The 14,196-nt window shown below is 43.8% G+C and carries 14 protein-coding genes; 7 read left to right on the top strand and 7 right to left on the bottom strand.

What is annotated here, in order from left to right; genetic code table 11:
• Positions 1-126: 126 nt before the first annotated feature.
• The 3 genes from D104_RS19680 to bluB all read left to right on the top strand — a co-directional run bounded on the left by D104_RS19680 (position 127) and on the right by bluB (position 4,109).
• Positions 127-1,578, top strand: a complete 1,452-nt coding sequence (locus D104_RS19680) for a carotenoid oxygenase family protein (protein WP_024022327.1) — start codon at positions 127-129, stop codon at positions 1,576-1,578.
• Between the two features lie 162 nt (positions 1,579-1,740).
• Positions 1,741-3,186, top strand: coding sequence for an aldehyde dehydrogenase (locus D104_RS19675; RefSeq protein ID WP_024022326.1), 1,446 nt, complete (start codon positions 1,741-1,743; stop codon positions 3,184-3,186).
• 242 nt (positions 3,187-3,428) lie between these two features.
• On the top strand, positions 3,429-4,109 hold the full coding sequence (gene bluB, locus D104_RS19670) for a 5,6-dimethylbenzimidazole synthase (protein WP_024022325.1): 681 nt from the start codon (positions 3,429-3,431) through the stop codon (positions 4,107-4,109).
• 46 nt (positions 4,110-4,155) lie between these two features.
• On the opposite strand, the gene D104_RS19665 is transcribed toward bluB, so the two are convergent.
• Complete coding sequence (locus tag D104_RS19665) at positions 4,156-5,391, bottom strand: aminotransferase class V-fold PLP-dependent enzyme (protein ID WP_024022324.1); 1,236 nt, start codon at positions 5,389-5,391, stop codon at positions 4,156-4,158.
• Positions 5,392-5,542: 151 nt separating this feature from the next.
• On the opposite strand from D104_RS19665, the gene D104_RS19660 reads away from it, so the two are divergent.
• On the top strand, positions 5,543-6,016 hold the full coding sequence (locus D104_RS19660; RefSeq protein ID WP_024022323.1) for an Lrp/AsnC family transcriptional regulator: 474 nt from the start codon (positions 5,543-5,545) through the stop codon (positions 6,014-6,016).
• A gap of 193 nt (positions 6,017-6,209) precedes the next feature.
• Positions 6,210-6,413 carry an RSP_7527 family protein gene (locus D104_RS19655; protein ID WP_024022322.1) on the top strand — a complete coding sequence of 68 codons (204 nt, stop codon included), beginning with the start codon at positions 6,210-6,212 and terminating at the stop codon, positions 6,411-6,413.
• 190 nt (positions 6,414-6,603) lie between these two features.
• Here the strand turns inward: D104_RS19655 and D104_RS19650 are convergent, their stop codons facing one another.
• Positions 6,604-7,122 carry an Mpo1 family 2-hydroxy fatty acid dioxygenase gene (locus tag D104_RS19650; protein ID WP_024022321.1) on the bottom strand — a complete coding sequence of 173 codons (519 nt, stop codon included), beginning with the start codon at positions 7,120-7,122 and terminating at the stop codon, positions 6,604-6,606.
• A gap of 212 nt (positions 7,123-7,334) precedes the next feature.
• Between D104_RS19650 and D104_RS19645 the strand changes: the two genes are divergently transcribed.
• Positions 7,335-7,793 carry a GNAT family N-acetyltransferase gene (locus D104_RS19645; protein WP_024022320.1) on the top strand — a complete coding sequence of 153 codons (459 nt, stop codon included), beginning with the start codon at positions 7,335-7,337 and terminating at the stop codon, positions 7,791-7,793.
• A gap of 110 nt (positions 7,794-7,903) precedes the next feature.
• Here the strand turns inward: D104_RS19645 and D104_RS19640 are convergent, their stop codons facing one another.
• The 3 genes from D104_RS19640 to D104_RS19630 form a co-directional block, all read right to left on the bottom strand.
• On the bottom strand, positions 7,904-8,386 hold the full coding sequence (locus D104_RS19640) for an FKBP-type peptidyl-prolyl cis-trans isomerase (protein WP_024022319.1): 483 nt from the start codon (positions 8,384-8,386) through the stop codon (positions 7,904-7,906).
• A gap of 233 nt (positions 8,387-8,619) precedes the next feature.
• Positions 8,620-9,066, bottom strand: a complete 447-nt coding sequence (locus D104_RS19635) for a GNAT family N-acetyltransferase (protein ID WP_024022318.1) — start codon at positions 9,064-9,066, stop codon at positions 8,620-8,622.
• Positions 9,067-9,069: 3 nt separating this feature from the next.
• Positions 9,070-9,441 carry a DOPA 4,5-dioxygenase family protein gene (locus D104_RS19630; RefSeq protein WP_024022317.1) on the bottom strand — a complete coding sequence of 124 codons (372 nt, stop codon included), beginning with the start codon at positions 9,439-9,441 and terminating at the stop codon, positions 9,070-9,072.
• A 212-nt stretch (positions 9,442-9,653) separates the two neighbouring features.
• Here D104_RS19630 and D104_RS19625 point away from each other — a divergent pair, with 212 nt between their 5' ends.
• Positions 9,654-13,112: a PAS domain-containing hybrid sensor histidine kinase/response regulator gene (locus D104_RS19625; RefSeq protein WP_024022316.1), complete on the top strand. Its 3,459-nt coding sequence runs from the start codon at positions 9,654-9,656 to the stop codon at positions 13,110-13,112.
• 21 nt (positions 13,113-13,133) lie between these two features.
• On the opposite strand, the gene D104_RS19620 is transcribed toward D104_RS19625, so the two are convergent.
• Both D104_RS19620 and D104_RS19615 read right to left on the bottom strand, forming a co-directional pair.
• Positions 13,134-13,763 carry a TetR family transcriptional regulator C-terminal domain-containing protein gene (locus D104_RS19620; protein WP_024022315.1) on the bottom strand — a complete coding sequence of 210 codons (630 nt, stop codon included), beginning with the start codon at positions 13,761-13,763 and terminating at the stop codon, positions 13,134-13,136.
• Between the two features lie 29 nt (positions 13,764-13,792).
• Entirely contained in the window at positions 13,793-14,161 is a 369-nt protein-coding gene (locus D104_RS19615) for a DUF2750 domain-containing protein (protein ID WP_024022314.1), read from the bottom strand.
• Positions 14,162-14,196 lie beyond the last annotated feature (35 nt).

Below are 14,196 nucleotides of genomic sequence, written 5' to 3'. Positions count from 1 at the left end.
AAAGGTGATAAACGACAGCCTCAGTCGCTACTATAGGAAATGAATCTTTTCAGATTCTCTATTCAGGCGAATTGTTTAAAACACCACGTAAATTTTCTAATATGAAACCTCATTAAGGAGGCTTATATGAGCTTTACATTCCCAAACACACCAGAATTTACTGGTCTTTATAAACCCAGCCGAATAGAAGCAGAGGTGAAGGATCTCGAAATTGAAGGCGAGTTACCAAAGGAAATTAACGGGACTTTTTACCAAGTTGCCCCCGACCCTCAGTATCCACCAATGTTAGGCACTGATATGTTTTTCAACGGTGATGGCATGGTAAGTGCTTTTCAATTTGATACTGGGAGTGTGAGCCTTACTCGTCGTTACGTAAAAACAGACCGTCTGATGGCACAACGCCGTGAACAACGCTCATTAAATGGTATTTATCGTAACCAATATACAAATGATCCTCTTGCGGCAGACAACAACACCACAGCAAATACCACTGTGATTGAGCACAATGGCGTACTTCTAGCGCTTAAAGAAGACGCCTTGCCTTGGGCAATGGACTTAAACACTCTTGAAACATTAGGCGAATGGGATTTTGATAAACAAATAAAGTCAGCCACCTTCACCGCACACCCAAAAATAGATGTCGATAATGGCGCTCTGCTTTGTTTTGCTTATGAAGCGAAAGGCGATGCCACCCCTGATATCGCCTACTTCGAAATTTCAAAAGACGGTAAACTAACCAAGGAAATTTGGTTTCAAGCACCTTATGCTGCAATGATCCATGACTTTGCCGTCACCGATAACTATGTCATCTTCCCTGTTATACCCCTAACCGTTGATGTAGAGCGTATGAAAGCAGGCGGCAAACACTTTCAATGGCAACCAGATCTTCCACAGCTATTTGGTGTTCTACCACGAAATGGCTCAGCAGAGGATGTTCGTTGGTTTTATGGACCTAGCAATGGTTTTCAGGGGCATACATTAAACTCCTATGAAGAAGAAGGAAAACTGATTGTTGATATGCCTGTCACTTCTGGAAATGTCTTCTACTTTTTTCCTCAAGCAGATGGTCATGTTCCCTCTCCACAGTCGTTAAAGTCGGCTCTAATGCGCTGGGTATTTGACTTAAACTCAGAAGAATCTCAGGTAGAGCCTGTGATGATCACGGAGAACCCATTCCCTTGTGAATTCCCTCGTTGTGATGCTCGTTACAGTGGTAAAAAATACTCATGGGGGTTCCTACTTGCCTTTGATCCAAGCCTACCATTTGACTTTGCTTCACTAGGAGAACCCCCATTCCAGTTCTTCAATCAATTAGCGCGCATCAACATCAATACAGGCAAAAGTGAAACATGGTATCCAGGGGATGCACATTGCTTTCAAGAACCTATCTTCATACCACGATCAGCGACTGCCGATGAAGGCGATGGTTGGGTGGTTAGTGTGATGAATAACTTACGGGAAGAAAGTTCAGAATTGGTTGTTATGGACACTGCCAGCTGGAGTGATGGCCCAATCGCTAAAGTAAAAGTGCCTTTCAGACTAAGAATGTCATTACATGGCAACTGGTCTGGTGCTTGATAACGTTTGCGATTCAGTACTTCAACTACACTATGCGTAGTTGAAGTACATTTTATCTGGAACTCCATATTCAAACATTACTAGATTGTCGTACCAATAAAAGCAGATATAAGGTAGGTCTACTATCTGTGCAAACTGACTATATAAAATAAGGATAAAAATATGAGCGTTTTATTAAGCATTGGTGGCCATGATGTAAAGGCCAGTAATAATAAACAATATACACGTCTTGACCCTGTTACTGGCGAGGTTGCCTCTGTATCGGCAGCAGCGACATTAGACGATGTTAATACCATCACTAAAGCCGCTCACAAGGCCTTTACTTCTTGGGCTCAAGTGGGACCAACAGAACGTCGCACTTTATTAAATAAAGCCGCTGACATCATGGAAGCTAAACAAGCTGAATTCACCGCTGCGATGATTACTGAAACTGGCGCAACAGGACCTTGGGCTGGATTTAACGTCATGTTAGCCGCTGGCCATATTCGTGAGGCCGCTGCACTGACCACGCAAATCGGCGGCGAAGTTATTCCATCAAACAAGCCGGGTACCTTGGCGATGTCAGTAAATAAACCCAAGGGAGTTTGTTTAGCGATTGCGCCATGGAACGCACCTATTATTCTAGGCGCTAGAGCAATTGCCACACCGTTAGCATGTGGCAATACTGTTATCCTCAAGAGTTCAGAGTTTTGCCCACTAACCCATCGTTTACTCATTGATTGCTTTATCGAAGCAGGTTTCCCTGACGGAGTAGTTAACGTAATTTCCAATAATCCAAGTGACGCGCCTAACATCGTAAAAGCATTAATTGAAGCACCTGAAGTACGCCACGTAAACTTCACTGGTTCTAGTCCAGTTGGACGAATTATTGGTCGACTGGCTGGCGAAAATTTAAAACCTGCTCTGCTTGAACTTGGTGGTAAAGCACCACTTGTGGTGTTATCAGATGCCGACATAGATGGCGCTGTTAACGCGGCTATATTTGGCGCTTTCATGAATCAAGGCCAGATTTGTATGTCTACAGAACGCGTCATTGTTGACTCAAAAATTGCCGATGACTTTGTTAAAAAACTAAGTGCTAAAGCGTCTACATTACCTTGGGGTAACCCTCGTGATGTGGTTGTCTTAGGAGCTTTGGTTAATCCAGAAGTATCAGACAAAATGCACGCTTTGATTGATGATGCTGTTGCCAAAGGCGCCAAATTAATCTGTGGAGGCGAAAGTAAAGGTGCTCTTTTTTCCGCAACGCTACTAGACGGCGTCACCAGTGACATGCGTATCTATAGTGAAGAAAGCTTTGGCCCAGTTAAGTCTATCATTCGTGTAGACGGTGATGACGAAGCCATTAGAGTCGCCAATGACAGTGAATACGGATTATCTTCGGCTGTATTTTCTCAAGATATTAATCGCGCACTCGCCTGCGCTAACGCCATAAAAAGTGGCATCTGCCATATTAATGGCCCAACAGTAGGCGATGAGCCGCAAATGCCATTTGGTGGCGTCGGTAATTCTGGCTATGGTCGTTTTGGCGGCAAAGCAGCCATCGCAGAGTTTACAGATCAGCGTTGGATCACGGTAGAAGATCCTAACCAGCATTATCCTTTTTAATTCATACGCAATATAACAATAACCTAAAAGCAGCCAATACTCACTATTGGCTGCTTTTTTATCTATATCTTCCTCCAATCACTTCTAAAAAGCCTCCCAAAAAGTCTTTCAAGAAAATCCTTCAGCTTTAAATAGCCAAACCCAGAAAAATACATCTCAACTCGAGTTTTCCTCATTGGCATAAATTGATTTCAATCCCCATAATAATCTGCTTTCCATAAAACAAACAAAAGTCGATTATTATGAACATCAGCCAAGAAGAACGAGACGCGGTCTACAAAACAATTTTTTCGCGTCGTGATGTTCGCCGAGAATTCAAACCCGACCCTATTCCAAATGACGTTTTAGAGCGCGTTTTACTGGCCGCACACCATGCCCCTAGTGTTGGTTTCATGCAGCCTTGGGACTTCATCCTTGTCACCAAACCAGAATCCAAAAGCCAAATCAAACAAGGATTCCTGCAAGCGCACGCAGAAGCCACAGAACTGTTCGAAGGTGAGCGTCAAACGCAATATAAAAGCCTAAAATTAGAAGGGATTGAAGAAGCGCCATTGGGCATTTGCATTACATGTGATCGCAGCAGAACAGGCTCTGTCGTACTAGGGCGAACTGCGAAGCCTGAAATGGATTTGTTTAGCGCTGTGTGCGCGGTGCAAAACTTATGGTTAGCGGCGAGAGCGGAAAACATGGGCGTTGGTTGGGTGAGCATCGTCCACGATAAAGTCATACGCGACACGCTCAACATCCCCGAGTCCATCGATATCATTGCGTATTTATGCGTCGGTTATGTAGAGACATTTCATGACACGCCCGACCTAGAAAGAGCAGGATGGCTTCCCAGAAGAGACGTTAGCTCAGCGGTTCACTATGAATCTTGGCAAGAACCAGAGTCGCATGAACCAGAGTCGCATGAACCAGAGTAATGACACGCAAGGCGGATGACGTTCATCCGCCTTATCAAATTGGATTTCAATTAAGCGCAACATCCAAAGCATGAATCAACTGATCCATTTCTTCTTCACTGGTATAATGCACGAATGACAAACGAACCACGCCGGTTTCTGTGTCCACGCCCATAGCTTCTAATAGACGCACTGCATAAAAGTGCCCTGCCCCGCAGATAATCCCTTGATCAACCAGCTTCTGGGCGAATGCTTGAACCGTTTGACCTTTAGGAATAATTGACACCGTAGCGGCTCTTTTGGTCGGATCAGTGCCTCCAAGCAAAGTCAGCTTGGGGTGCTGCTCAACAAAATTAAGCAGCTTAGCCAACAAGATTTGCTCCGCATCATGCAGCAAATTTCGCACACGCTGAGCTTTTTCGGCAACAGAATCCGTCGCATCAAAGTGATGATCGTGCAGGGCATCAAAATAATCCAATACCCCACGACTCGCGGCTATTTGAGCGTGATCAGGCCCCGCTGGTACAAACCATTTTTGGCGATAAGCCTGATTAAAGTAATGCGCCTGATTGCCGAGTTTATCCGCCATATCATCTCGAATAACCATAACACCAAGGTGCGTGCCATAGGCCTTGTAAAGAGAGAACAAGTAAATATCTGCGCCCAAAGCACCAACATCTGGCAAACCATGACCAGCAAAAGAAACGCCATCGACCAATGTGACAACGCCAGCCACTTTTGCGCGCGCGCAAATATCCGCGACAGGGTTAATGTCTGCAACAACATTGGAACAGTGGGTAAAAGCCAACAGCTTAGTGTGCTCAGTAAACAGTTGCTCTAAATCATCCGGGTTTAATGATCCGGTTTGAGCATCCACTTGCCACTCTTTAATGACCACCCCGCGCGAGGCTAAAGCACGCCATACACCAATATTTGCTTCATGATCTTGATTGGTCACAATGATCTCATCACCCGCTTTCAAAAGCTTACCGAAGGCTTGCGCCAAAACATAAGTGTTCTGAGAGGTAGAAGGCCCAAGGTGTACGTCTTTGACATCAACATTCAAATAAGAGGCTAAGCGCTCATGCGCTAAATCCATCTGTGCCCCCGCTTTTTGGGCCGCAGGATGAAGGTGGTAAGGCTGAAGTTTGGTTTCTCGGTAATATTGATCTAAATGATCAATAACGGCCTTACATGCGTAGGAGCCGCCGGCGTTATCGAAAAAGGCCTGACCAGACAAAGAAGGCTCTCTAAAAGCAGGAAATTGAGAACGTACAAACGCTAAATCTAATAAAGATGCCATAACCTTATTCCTTGATAAAAGTAGTGTGAAATCGCCCATAAAAAACAAGTGGACATCACAAAAGTATAGAGAATACTGCACGCAAGTTGTTTGCTATTTACAGGTAAAACTCATAACTTAATACAAGATAATTGTTTAAATAGAGACTGATATGAAAGAAATCACCTTAGACCGTACAGACTACAAAATAATTCAAGCACTAGAGCTGGACGGCCGAATGAGCAACACACAACTTGCTCAAACGATCAACCTCTCTCAGTCTCAGTGTTTAAGACGCTTACGCCAACTGGAAGAGATGGATATTATTAGCGGTTATCGTGCGCAGGTAAATTATCAAAAACTGGGTTATAGCGTGATGGCATGGACACTAGTGACCGTCAGTAAAGATGTGCCTAATGCGCGAGATAATGTGATGTATTTTCTACAGCAGCAAAGCGCTGCGATCAATGTTCATGGTGTCACTGGCGATGTGGATTTAATGGTAGAGATTTGTACCGAAGACATGACACAGTTTACGAATCTAGTAGTAAAACAGCTCTACGCCCACGCCGATGTCGTCAGTACAAAATCCTACATTCGATTAGACACCGCCAAACAATACGGAAGCCCGCTGGATTCAATGTAAAATCCAGCCTCTTTTTTAAAACGCTACACTATCCCGTCGTAACATCATCGTTTTATTCGATTGGTTAGTTTTATTCAGCTATTGGCGTATTTTTTATCGTTTGTCTAATTTACCTGAGGTTTCTATTATACAAGCATCAAAACACAGATTGTTTTGATGCAGATTTCAAACAACCATAGACGAGGAACACACCATGAAAAAGAATCAAACTATTGCTGAATTATTAGCAAACGTAAACTCCGCTTACCTAACAGACGCAGAAAAATACGAAGCAATCGCTCGTGCAGAACGCGCTGAATATATTGTTGAAGGCATTTCTTCTGCATTTAAAGCGATTAAAAAAGCGGCACTAAAACTTAAAGCGGCTTTCGTACCGACTTCTGCTCAGCACGCTTAATTACTATCGTTGCAACAACGTTCAATTGGGTAAGCGTCTTCTATTAAAAAGCAGACATTTTGGCTTACTCCATCAGGCTTCATGAAACAGGCCTTATGACACAGGAAATGGCGCGAGAATAATACAATAAGCGCTACCTGCTCCTTTCCCCCTACTTTTCCTTGTCACTTTGTTCTCCTCAATCATTACTTTACTTATTTTTCATTACTTCATTTTGTGCTTCGCAAAACTGTTCTATCGACTTTTTCCAATCCTGCTTTAGCCCTAGTAAAAACAGAAGTTCAACAAAGACGAATAAGGGCCCGATAATCAATCCTGTTACATCGTCTAGAAATGCTGGTTTTTTACCTTCGAAAAAATGTCCTATAAATTGAAAAATCCAACCAACCACAAACAACCCTATTCCTGATACTAGCCAAAACGTCGTACTCTGTGAGGCCGCATTCTCAGCAACACCAATAGACAACGCAAACAAAACCGTCATTGCCGCACCGACCGCTTTATCCAATCGTAAATAAAACACACAACTGGCAAGTGCAATAATCAGGGCTGGCGTAAAAACAATGTCTAACAAGGTAAAATGCGGGCGAGACAAGAGAATAGTAATACCAACAACAATCATCGGAATGCCCACAAAGTGCGTCGCCACATTACGACGGTCTTGGTGATAAAAGGCGTATTGGGATAAGTGATCAAGTATCGTTTTCATTGAATAGACCTCGTTGTTATTATTTTATAGGTATTAGTAAAACGTATTTCTAACCATCTTTGAAGTGATTTATTGTTATATCTTTTATGAGATTTCTACACTGTCTTAAGGTAAATGAACGCATAACCACATCAACGCTTTCATGTTCATGATGCAACATACTAGGCATAATATAGACGGGTATAATTGAAAGAATAAGATAGGAAAAAGTAATGGTAACTTGGCATTGTCAGCGGTTTGATGAGCTTTCGACACACACGTTATATGACGTTCTGAAACTGCGCTGTGATGTGTTTGTGGTTGAGCAGAATTGTGTCTTTCCTGATTTAGACGATTTGGACACACTCGCCGACACTCGACACCTTTTTGCAATGCAAAACAAGAAAATTGTCGCCTATGCAAGACTGCTCGCCAAAGGTGATTGTTATCCAGAACACAGCAGCATAGGTCGCGTCGTGGTTGCTAAACAAAATCGTAAAGACAAAATGGGTCATGAGCTAATGAAGCAGGCCATTAACGAAACCGTGACGTTATGGCCAAACAGCCCAATCAAAATTGGTGCACAATCTCATCTTGAAAGATTTTATCAATCCCATGATTTTGTCACAGTTTCTGAACCATACATGGAAGATGGCATTGAACATTACCATATGACACGTCAGGCGAAATGAGCGGCAAACCTCTAAGTTGCAGCGTAAACTAAAGTCAGGTTACAACTCAAAAAAAAAGCGACTTTCGTTTCCAAAAGTCGCTTTTCGTTAACGCTGTTTAGGCTTATAACCTAGTGGTGATGACCGCCTTCACCGTGCACATGGCCGTGCTCTAGCTCTTCAGCCAATGCTTCACGTACATCAACAATTTCAACATCAAAATTTAATGTTTTGCCGGCTAAAGGATGATTACCATCCAACATAATACCGTCGTCTTCTACCGCAACCACCGTCACTGGCTGTTGACCACCTGGCGTTTGCGCCATAAATTGCATGCCAACTTGGATATCATCAACGCCTTGGAAATTTTCCGTCGGTACTTTTTGGATGAGCTCTTCATGTATCGCGCCATAACCTTCTTCAGGCTCTACGGAAACAGCCAACTTATCGCCTGCCGCTTTACCTTGAAGTGCTTTGTCTAAACCATCGATGATGTTTTGTGCGCCACTTAGAAATACTAAAGGCTCTTGACCAACAGAAGAGTCTAGCTCTTGGCCTTGTTCGTCTGTCAACGTGTAGTGCATGCTCACAACGGCGTTTTCTGTAATTTGCATTGTATTCTCCTGCGTATAAATGAATAAGGGAACGAGCGCTTGATACCAGCAAACAATTTGCGCCACACCGCCACAACACGAACCCAAACAATAGTTTGTAGCAATATGATAACGTTCCATAAGCGCAATAACTACCGTATAAACCTAGAAGTTTGGTACGTTCGACGATTTTTAAAGGGATGTTTGCATATTTATTTGAAAACCCACAATAAGATGTATGAGATTGATCAGATTTAAAACGAAATTTGAAAGACTGACTGTGTTTTTACTAACGAAAACCCTAAGGCCGAATAGAACTTCTTCGCGTCATATCGAATGTCATTTGTTCGAACTCGCAAAGACACATGTTCCTCCGATGCCCAGGCCTTAACGCGTTCCACTAATGCTCGCCCTGCCCCCTGAAAACGACTCTGCTCAGACACAGACAACCCTAATATTTCAATAAAATCTACAGAAGCCATCCGAAAAGCATGTTGCGCATGAAGCCAGCCAATAACAGTACCATTCAGCTCAGCAACCCACACACGATCATATTGAGCATCAAGTAAGTACCCAAGTGCGTTTTCCGTTAGGCTTTGCTGCGCTTCCATTTTATAACCCAATGACAAGGCTATTCCAGCAATAGCCGCGGCATCATTGACACTGGCGAGTCGAATTATCATGGCTGCTTTATACTCCATTTTTTACTCTAATAGCGCATTCGATGGTTTGAATTGTGACACATCCAGAGTGTACGCCCGCCCTAGCCAACTCACACCTTGAGTATGATCAAAATAATCATCTCCCGTTACAGGATGAACAAAAACACTTAAAGTCTGACGATTTAACATCAACCAAGGGATAATTTGACCGAAGTTTTCGGACGCAAACGAAAGCTGACAGCTCCAAACAGGGTGTGGGCCAACGGGCTTCTCGTGGAAGCGACCAATGCGAATATCAAATTTTTCCGCCGCTTGCTCTGCCACTAACTTAGCCATGATGACGCCCGCATCATCTGTGTAATAAAGGTGCGCATGAAAGGCTTTTATATGCGGTAGGGAAACCTGTTGATTCATAATAATTCCTAATTGGTTCTAATCGAAGCAAAGTTTAACACTCCTCTCTTTTCAGCCAATGACAACCAGATCAAAAAAGAGTATTTCCAGATAAGAAACAACAATCTAGTCTCACTACGCGACCTAAGTCGTAGAGGATTGTTATATTGACTGTGCTACATTAAGTGTAAAACAACAATGACGTTTCAGCCTTCGTTCAGGTAATTTATTCAATGACTGTTTTCTGGATCCTGTTAGCCATTCTCTATGTCCTAGGTTTATTCTGGATTGCCATCTGGGGTGACAAAGAAAGCCCAGCCGCCAAAAAATTGACTCGCCACCCGCTGGTCTACAGCTTGTCTTTGGCTATTTACTGTACTGCGTGGACATTCTACGGCTCGATCGGTGAAGCGACCCGTTCTGGCTGGAGTTATTTACCCATATTGTTGGGGCCAATTCTGCTGTATGTCTTTGCCTTTCCCCTATTACGTAAAATGATCACCGTCAGTCGAAAGCAGAACATTACCTCCATTGCCGATTTTATTTCTTCTCGATACGGTAAGCGCCCTATTACCGCTCCCTTGGTCATACTCATCAGTATGCTCGCGGTTATTCCTTATATCGCCTTACAGCTCAAAGCCATCGGCTCTAACTTTGCCTTATTTGTGAATCAAGACGAATCTTCTGCCAGCTTAGTGGTGTTTGTCGCGACCATATTAATTGGTATTTTTGCCATGTTATTTGGCACTCGAAAAGTCGAAGTAACCGAATATCGCTCTGGCATGATGCTCGCCATTGGTACCGAGTCATTGTTTAAATTAATCGCGATTGTCGCCGTTGGCCTCGTTGCGATCATCATGACGCAAGACCTAAATATGGAAGAGCTTAGTCAGAATGTGGATTATTCCGTTTGGCACTCTGAGCAATTTTTGTCTTTCCCCTTTCTGATGCAAACTTTCATGTCCGCAGCCGCCGTCATTTGCTTACCGCGACAATTCCATGTCACCGTGGTTGATCATCAAAGTGATAAACAATCCAATATGGCGCGTTGGTTGTTCCCATTATATTTGCTGATTTTCGCGTCCATTATTCCGCCTATTGCCATTGCTGGTCAGAGTCTTTTTTCCGCCGATATTAACCCTGATACCTATGTGATTCAGTTTGCTTTGGTATCTGACAATCTACCATTGCAAATACTGATTTTTTTAGGCGGAATGTCCGCGACAACCGCGATGATCATTGTGGCGACATTCGCCTTAAGCATCATGATCAGCAACGATGTGATTTTACCCATTATGTTGGCGCGAGCCAGTGCGCAACAACAAGCTTTACCCCTATACCGACGTCGCATATTAACCATTCGGCGCTTAGCGATGACCGGCATTTTACTATTGTCCTTTTTGTACTATCAAAAAATGGCCAACAACGAATCTCTCGCTGGCACCGGAGTCTTAGCGTTCTCCCTCGTACTTCAACTCATGCCTGCCGTGCTAGGCGGTTTGTACTGGAAACGTGCACACGCCCACGGCGTATACACTGGCTTAACATTGGGTTTTTTATGCTGGGTATTGCTCATGATGCTGCCTCTTTCTGGCAACATGGATTGGGGGTTAAACAGCGCACAATCTCGTTCAGAACTGATCAGCTACGGCGCATTTATCAGTTTATTGGCAAACATTTTTGGCTACGTGGTTGGCTCTTTGTTATCGACTGAACGCTTGATCGATAGAATCCAAGCTACGGCGTTTGTCAGCCCAACCACAGAACTTGAAAAGGGCTTTTTCAAACCAAAAAGCAAAGCAACCAATGGGGATTTTTTTGTTCTACTGGAAACCTTTTTAGGCAAACAAAAATGCCAACAAGTGCTGCTAAACTTTGAACAAGATTACAGCCAAACCATTCCTGGCAACGCTTCGCCGAACCGATTATTTGTCGATTATTGCGAACGAATTTTAGGCGGTGTTTTAGGCGGTTCTTCCGCTCGCACCATCATCAACTCCATCTTGGTTGACAAACAAATCAAGGTAGAAGAAATGGTGACGTATCTGGATGAAACCACGCAAGCCATTCAGTTCAGCCAAAATTTACTGTTTGTCTCCATGGACAATTTAGACCAAGGCATCAGTGTCGTCGATAAAGACCTAAGAATTGTCGCGTGGAATAAAACCTACCTATCGCTTTATCCTTATCCAGAAGGCATGCTGACGGTTGGTTTGCCTGTTGAAGAGCTGATTCGCTTTAACGCTGAACACGGTGAATGTGGTGTGGGTGATATAGAAGAGTTGGTCAATAAACGTTTAGAACATCTTAGAAAAGGCACCACGCACCGATTTTTACGCCGCCGCGCCAGCGGTCGAGTCATAGAAATGGTGGGTAACCCTCTACCGGATGGCGGCTTTGTGACCAGTTTCACTGACGTCACAGAACACATTGAAAGTCAGCAAGCGCTCAAAGAAGCCAATATTGATTTGGAGAAACGAGTAGAAGCTCGCACCGAGGAAGTTCAGGGTGTTAACCATGAGTTGATGCAAGAAATAGAACGCCGCAATCAAGCCGAAAAAGCGTTGATTAGCGCCAAAGCTGAAGCCGAACAAGCCAATGCTTCTAAAACAGAATTTCTTGCTTTGGCCAGCCACGACATTCTACAACCACTGAATGCAGCCAAACTCTATATGGGCATATTGCAATCTACGCAACTTCCTAATGACACCAACCAAGTCATTGATCGATTATCAGATTCTCTAGAATCCACCGAAGCGCTCATCTCAACCTTGTTCGAGATTGCGCGCTTGGACCAAGGTGCTATTCAGCCAAAATTAGTGGATTGTAATCTACAAGACATTCTCACTCCGATTGTGGCGGAGTTCGGGGTTATTGCGGACAGTAAAAACATTCGATTAACCACACACATGCGCCCTTTTCGAGTACACACCGATCCTATTTATTTACGTCGAATCATCCAAAACTTCGTCTCTAACGCGGTGAAATATACTCAAAAAGGACGTGTATTATTAAGCGTAAGGCCGCGTTCAGGTGCGGTGTATTTACAAGTAAGAGACACAGGAGTAGGGATTCCTGCGTCTGAACAAACCAAAATTTTCGACGACTTTTACCGCTGGGAAAACACGCAAGAACCCGGTATGGGGTTGGGGCTTGGCCTTGTTCGACGTATGCAAAAGCAGCTCGGCTTGACGACAGAAATACATTCTGTTCCCGGTAAAGGCAGCTGCTTTAGTATAAAAATACCCTTAGCTCAAAGCGATCTGGTGGTAGATTTGCCAACTCCCCCACCCGCTTCAATACCTCAAGAAAAACTGGCGCATTGTTATGTCTGGTGTATTGATGATGAACGAAACAATCTAACAGCAATGAATACGTTATTAACCCACTGGCAGTGCGATTGTCGTACATTCAATCACTTTGATGACGCTATAGAAGCCGAAGGTGAAGCCGAGTTATTGCTGGTGGATTATCACCTTGATGAAAACAAAGACGGCTTGTCTTTGATTAAGGCACTAAGAACGCGAGCAGGCAAAGACATTCCTGCCGTGCTGATTACCGCATTACGCGATCCTGAATTGATCAGTGAATGCAAAAAACAGCAAATTACCTATATGGCAAAACCAGCAAAGCCCGCAAAATTACGGGCTTTGGTTCAACACATTCATCAATTAAGAGAAGCCAAAAAATAACATAAGAAGCAACGCGACGAACTAGCTTTCGGTGGGTAAACTCAGGCCACAACCAGCAAGAATAATCCCGCTTACGGTGTCACCGATCCGCTGTAAATCTCCGTCGGTCAGCGATTCAACACCGCTTAGCGCTAACACTTGCGCTTCGAAATCGGCGTAATGTTGCGTGGTTGACCAGATCATAAAGATCACACTAGCAGGGTCACATTGACGCATTTTCCCCGCGTCCATCCAACCTTGAAGCAATGCCACTCGTGACATAAACCAAGGCCTAAGCTCTTCTTTCAAATAGTCGCCAATGTGCAGCGCACCACCAATCACTTCCATCGCAAACAACCGCGACGTCGCACCTTTCTCGAAACTTTGCTTGAGCTTCACTCGAATAAAGCCGTCCAAGACATGCGCCGGATCATCGTTTATCGTCGCGCGATCAAAAAGGTCGTTCCACCCCATCAATGTTTGATCAAGCACTTGTTTATACAAATTGGCCTTAGACTGAAAATAATAAATGATATTTGGTTTAGGCAAACCCGCACGCTCAGCAATATGCTGCAGGCTGGCGCCATTGTACCCTTTCAAGCCAAATTCAATTTCAGCGGCATCCAATATTTTAATAAAGACTTCTTCACGGTGATTTTGACGTTTGCTCATGGGAAAACTGAGTCCTTAGTTCTATTGTTTTAAGCCAGTAATGCAGTGAGTTCTTCCGCTGTCGACAACATACCTTCGTCTTCGATATTCGGGAAAACCGCTACTGTCACATTGTCTGCCATAAGGTTGGGCAACCACTCGGTTTTAAATGTATTAAGAGACACAGATACTGGCTCGCAATCCTCCCAATCTTCCGTTGCCCATTGGGCTGCAAACGCTTCATCAGGCCAAACCATGACACAATCACCATCGTCGGTTTCAAGCATTATGAAACCTTCTTTGTCACTCAAGCTCCACACCAATTCAGTGGCTTTAGTGTGTTCAACAAAATACGCTAAACGTTCGCTGTCAGGCGCAACCAAGAGTTGAACGCGCTCATCTATCGATAATTCTTTCATGCTTACTTCTCTTATAAAATCGTAATTTATCAAAC

The organism is Marinomonas profundimaris (genome assembly GCF_000508165.1).
Taxonomy (GTDB): domain Bacteria; phylum Pseudomonadota; class Gammaproteobacteria; order Pseudomonadales; family Marinomonadaceae; genus Marinomonas; species Marinomonas profundimaris.
This window is presented reverse-complemented; position numbering and strand designations above follow the sequence as displayed.

Bases quoted from the DNA above. Each gene is read 5' to 3' on its own strand.
- D104_RS19680 (WP_024022327.1), top strand. From the start codon at position 127: ATGAGCTTTACATTCCCAAACACACCAGAATTTACTGGTCTTTATAAA.
- D104_RS19675 (WP_024022326.1), top strand. From the start codon at position 1,741: ATGAGCGTTTTATTAAGCATTGGTGGCCATGATGTAAAGGCCAGTAAT.
- bluB (WP_024022325.1), top strand. From the start codon at position 3,429: ATGAACATCAGCCAAGAAGAACGAGACGCGGTCTACAAAACAATTTTT.
- D104_RS19665 (WP_024022324.1), bottom strand. From the start codon at position 5,391: ATGGCATCTTTATTAGATTTAGCGTTTGTACGTTCTCAATTTCCTGCT.
- D104_RS19660 (WP_024022323.1), top strand. From the start codon at position 5,543: ATGAAAGAAATCACCTTAGACCGTACAGACTACAAAATAATTCAAGCA.
- D104_RS19655 (WP_024022322.1), top strand. From the start codon at position 6,210: ATGAAAAAGAATCAAACTATTGCTGAATTATTAGCAAACGTAAACTCC.
- D104_RS19650 (WP_024022321.1), bottom strand. From the start codon at position 7,122: ATGAAAACGATACTTGATCACTTATCCCAATACGCCTTTTATCACCAA.
- D104_RS19645 (WP_024022320.1), top strand. From the start codon at position 7,335: ATGGTAACTTGGCATTGTCAGCGGTTTGATGAGCTTTCGACACACACG.
- D104_RS19640 (WP_024022319.1), bottom strand. From the start codon at position 8,386: ATGCAAATTACAGAAAACGCCGTTGTGAGCATGCACTACACGTTGACA.
- D104_RS19635 (WP_024022318.1), bottom strand. From the start codon at position 9,066: ATGGAGTATAAAGCAGCCATGATAATTCGACTCGCCAGTGTCAATGAT.
- D104_RS19630 (WP_024022317.1), bottom strand. From the start codon at position 9,441: ATGAATCAACAGGTTTCCCTACCGCATATAAAAGCCTTTCATGCGCAC.
- D104_RS19625 (WP_024022316.1), top strand. From the start codon at position 9,654: ATGACTGTTTTCTGGATCCTGTTAGCCATTCTCTATGTCCTAGGTTTA.
- D104_RS19620 (WP_024022315.1), bottom strand. From the start codon at position 13,763: ATGAGCAAACGTCAAAATCACCGTGAAGAAGTCTTTATTAAAATATTG.
- D104_RS19615 (WP_024022314.1), bottom strand. From the start codon at position 14,161: ATGAAAGAATTATCGATAGATGAGCGCGTTCAACTCTTGGTTGCGCCT.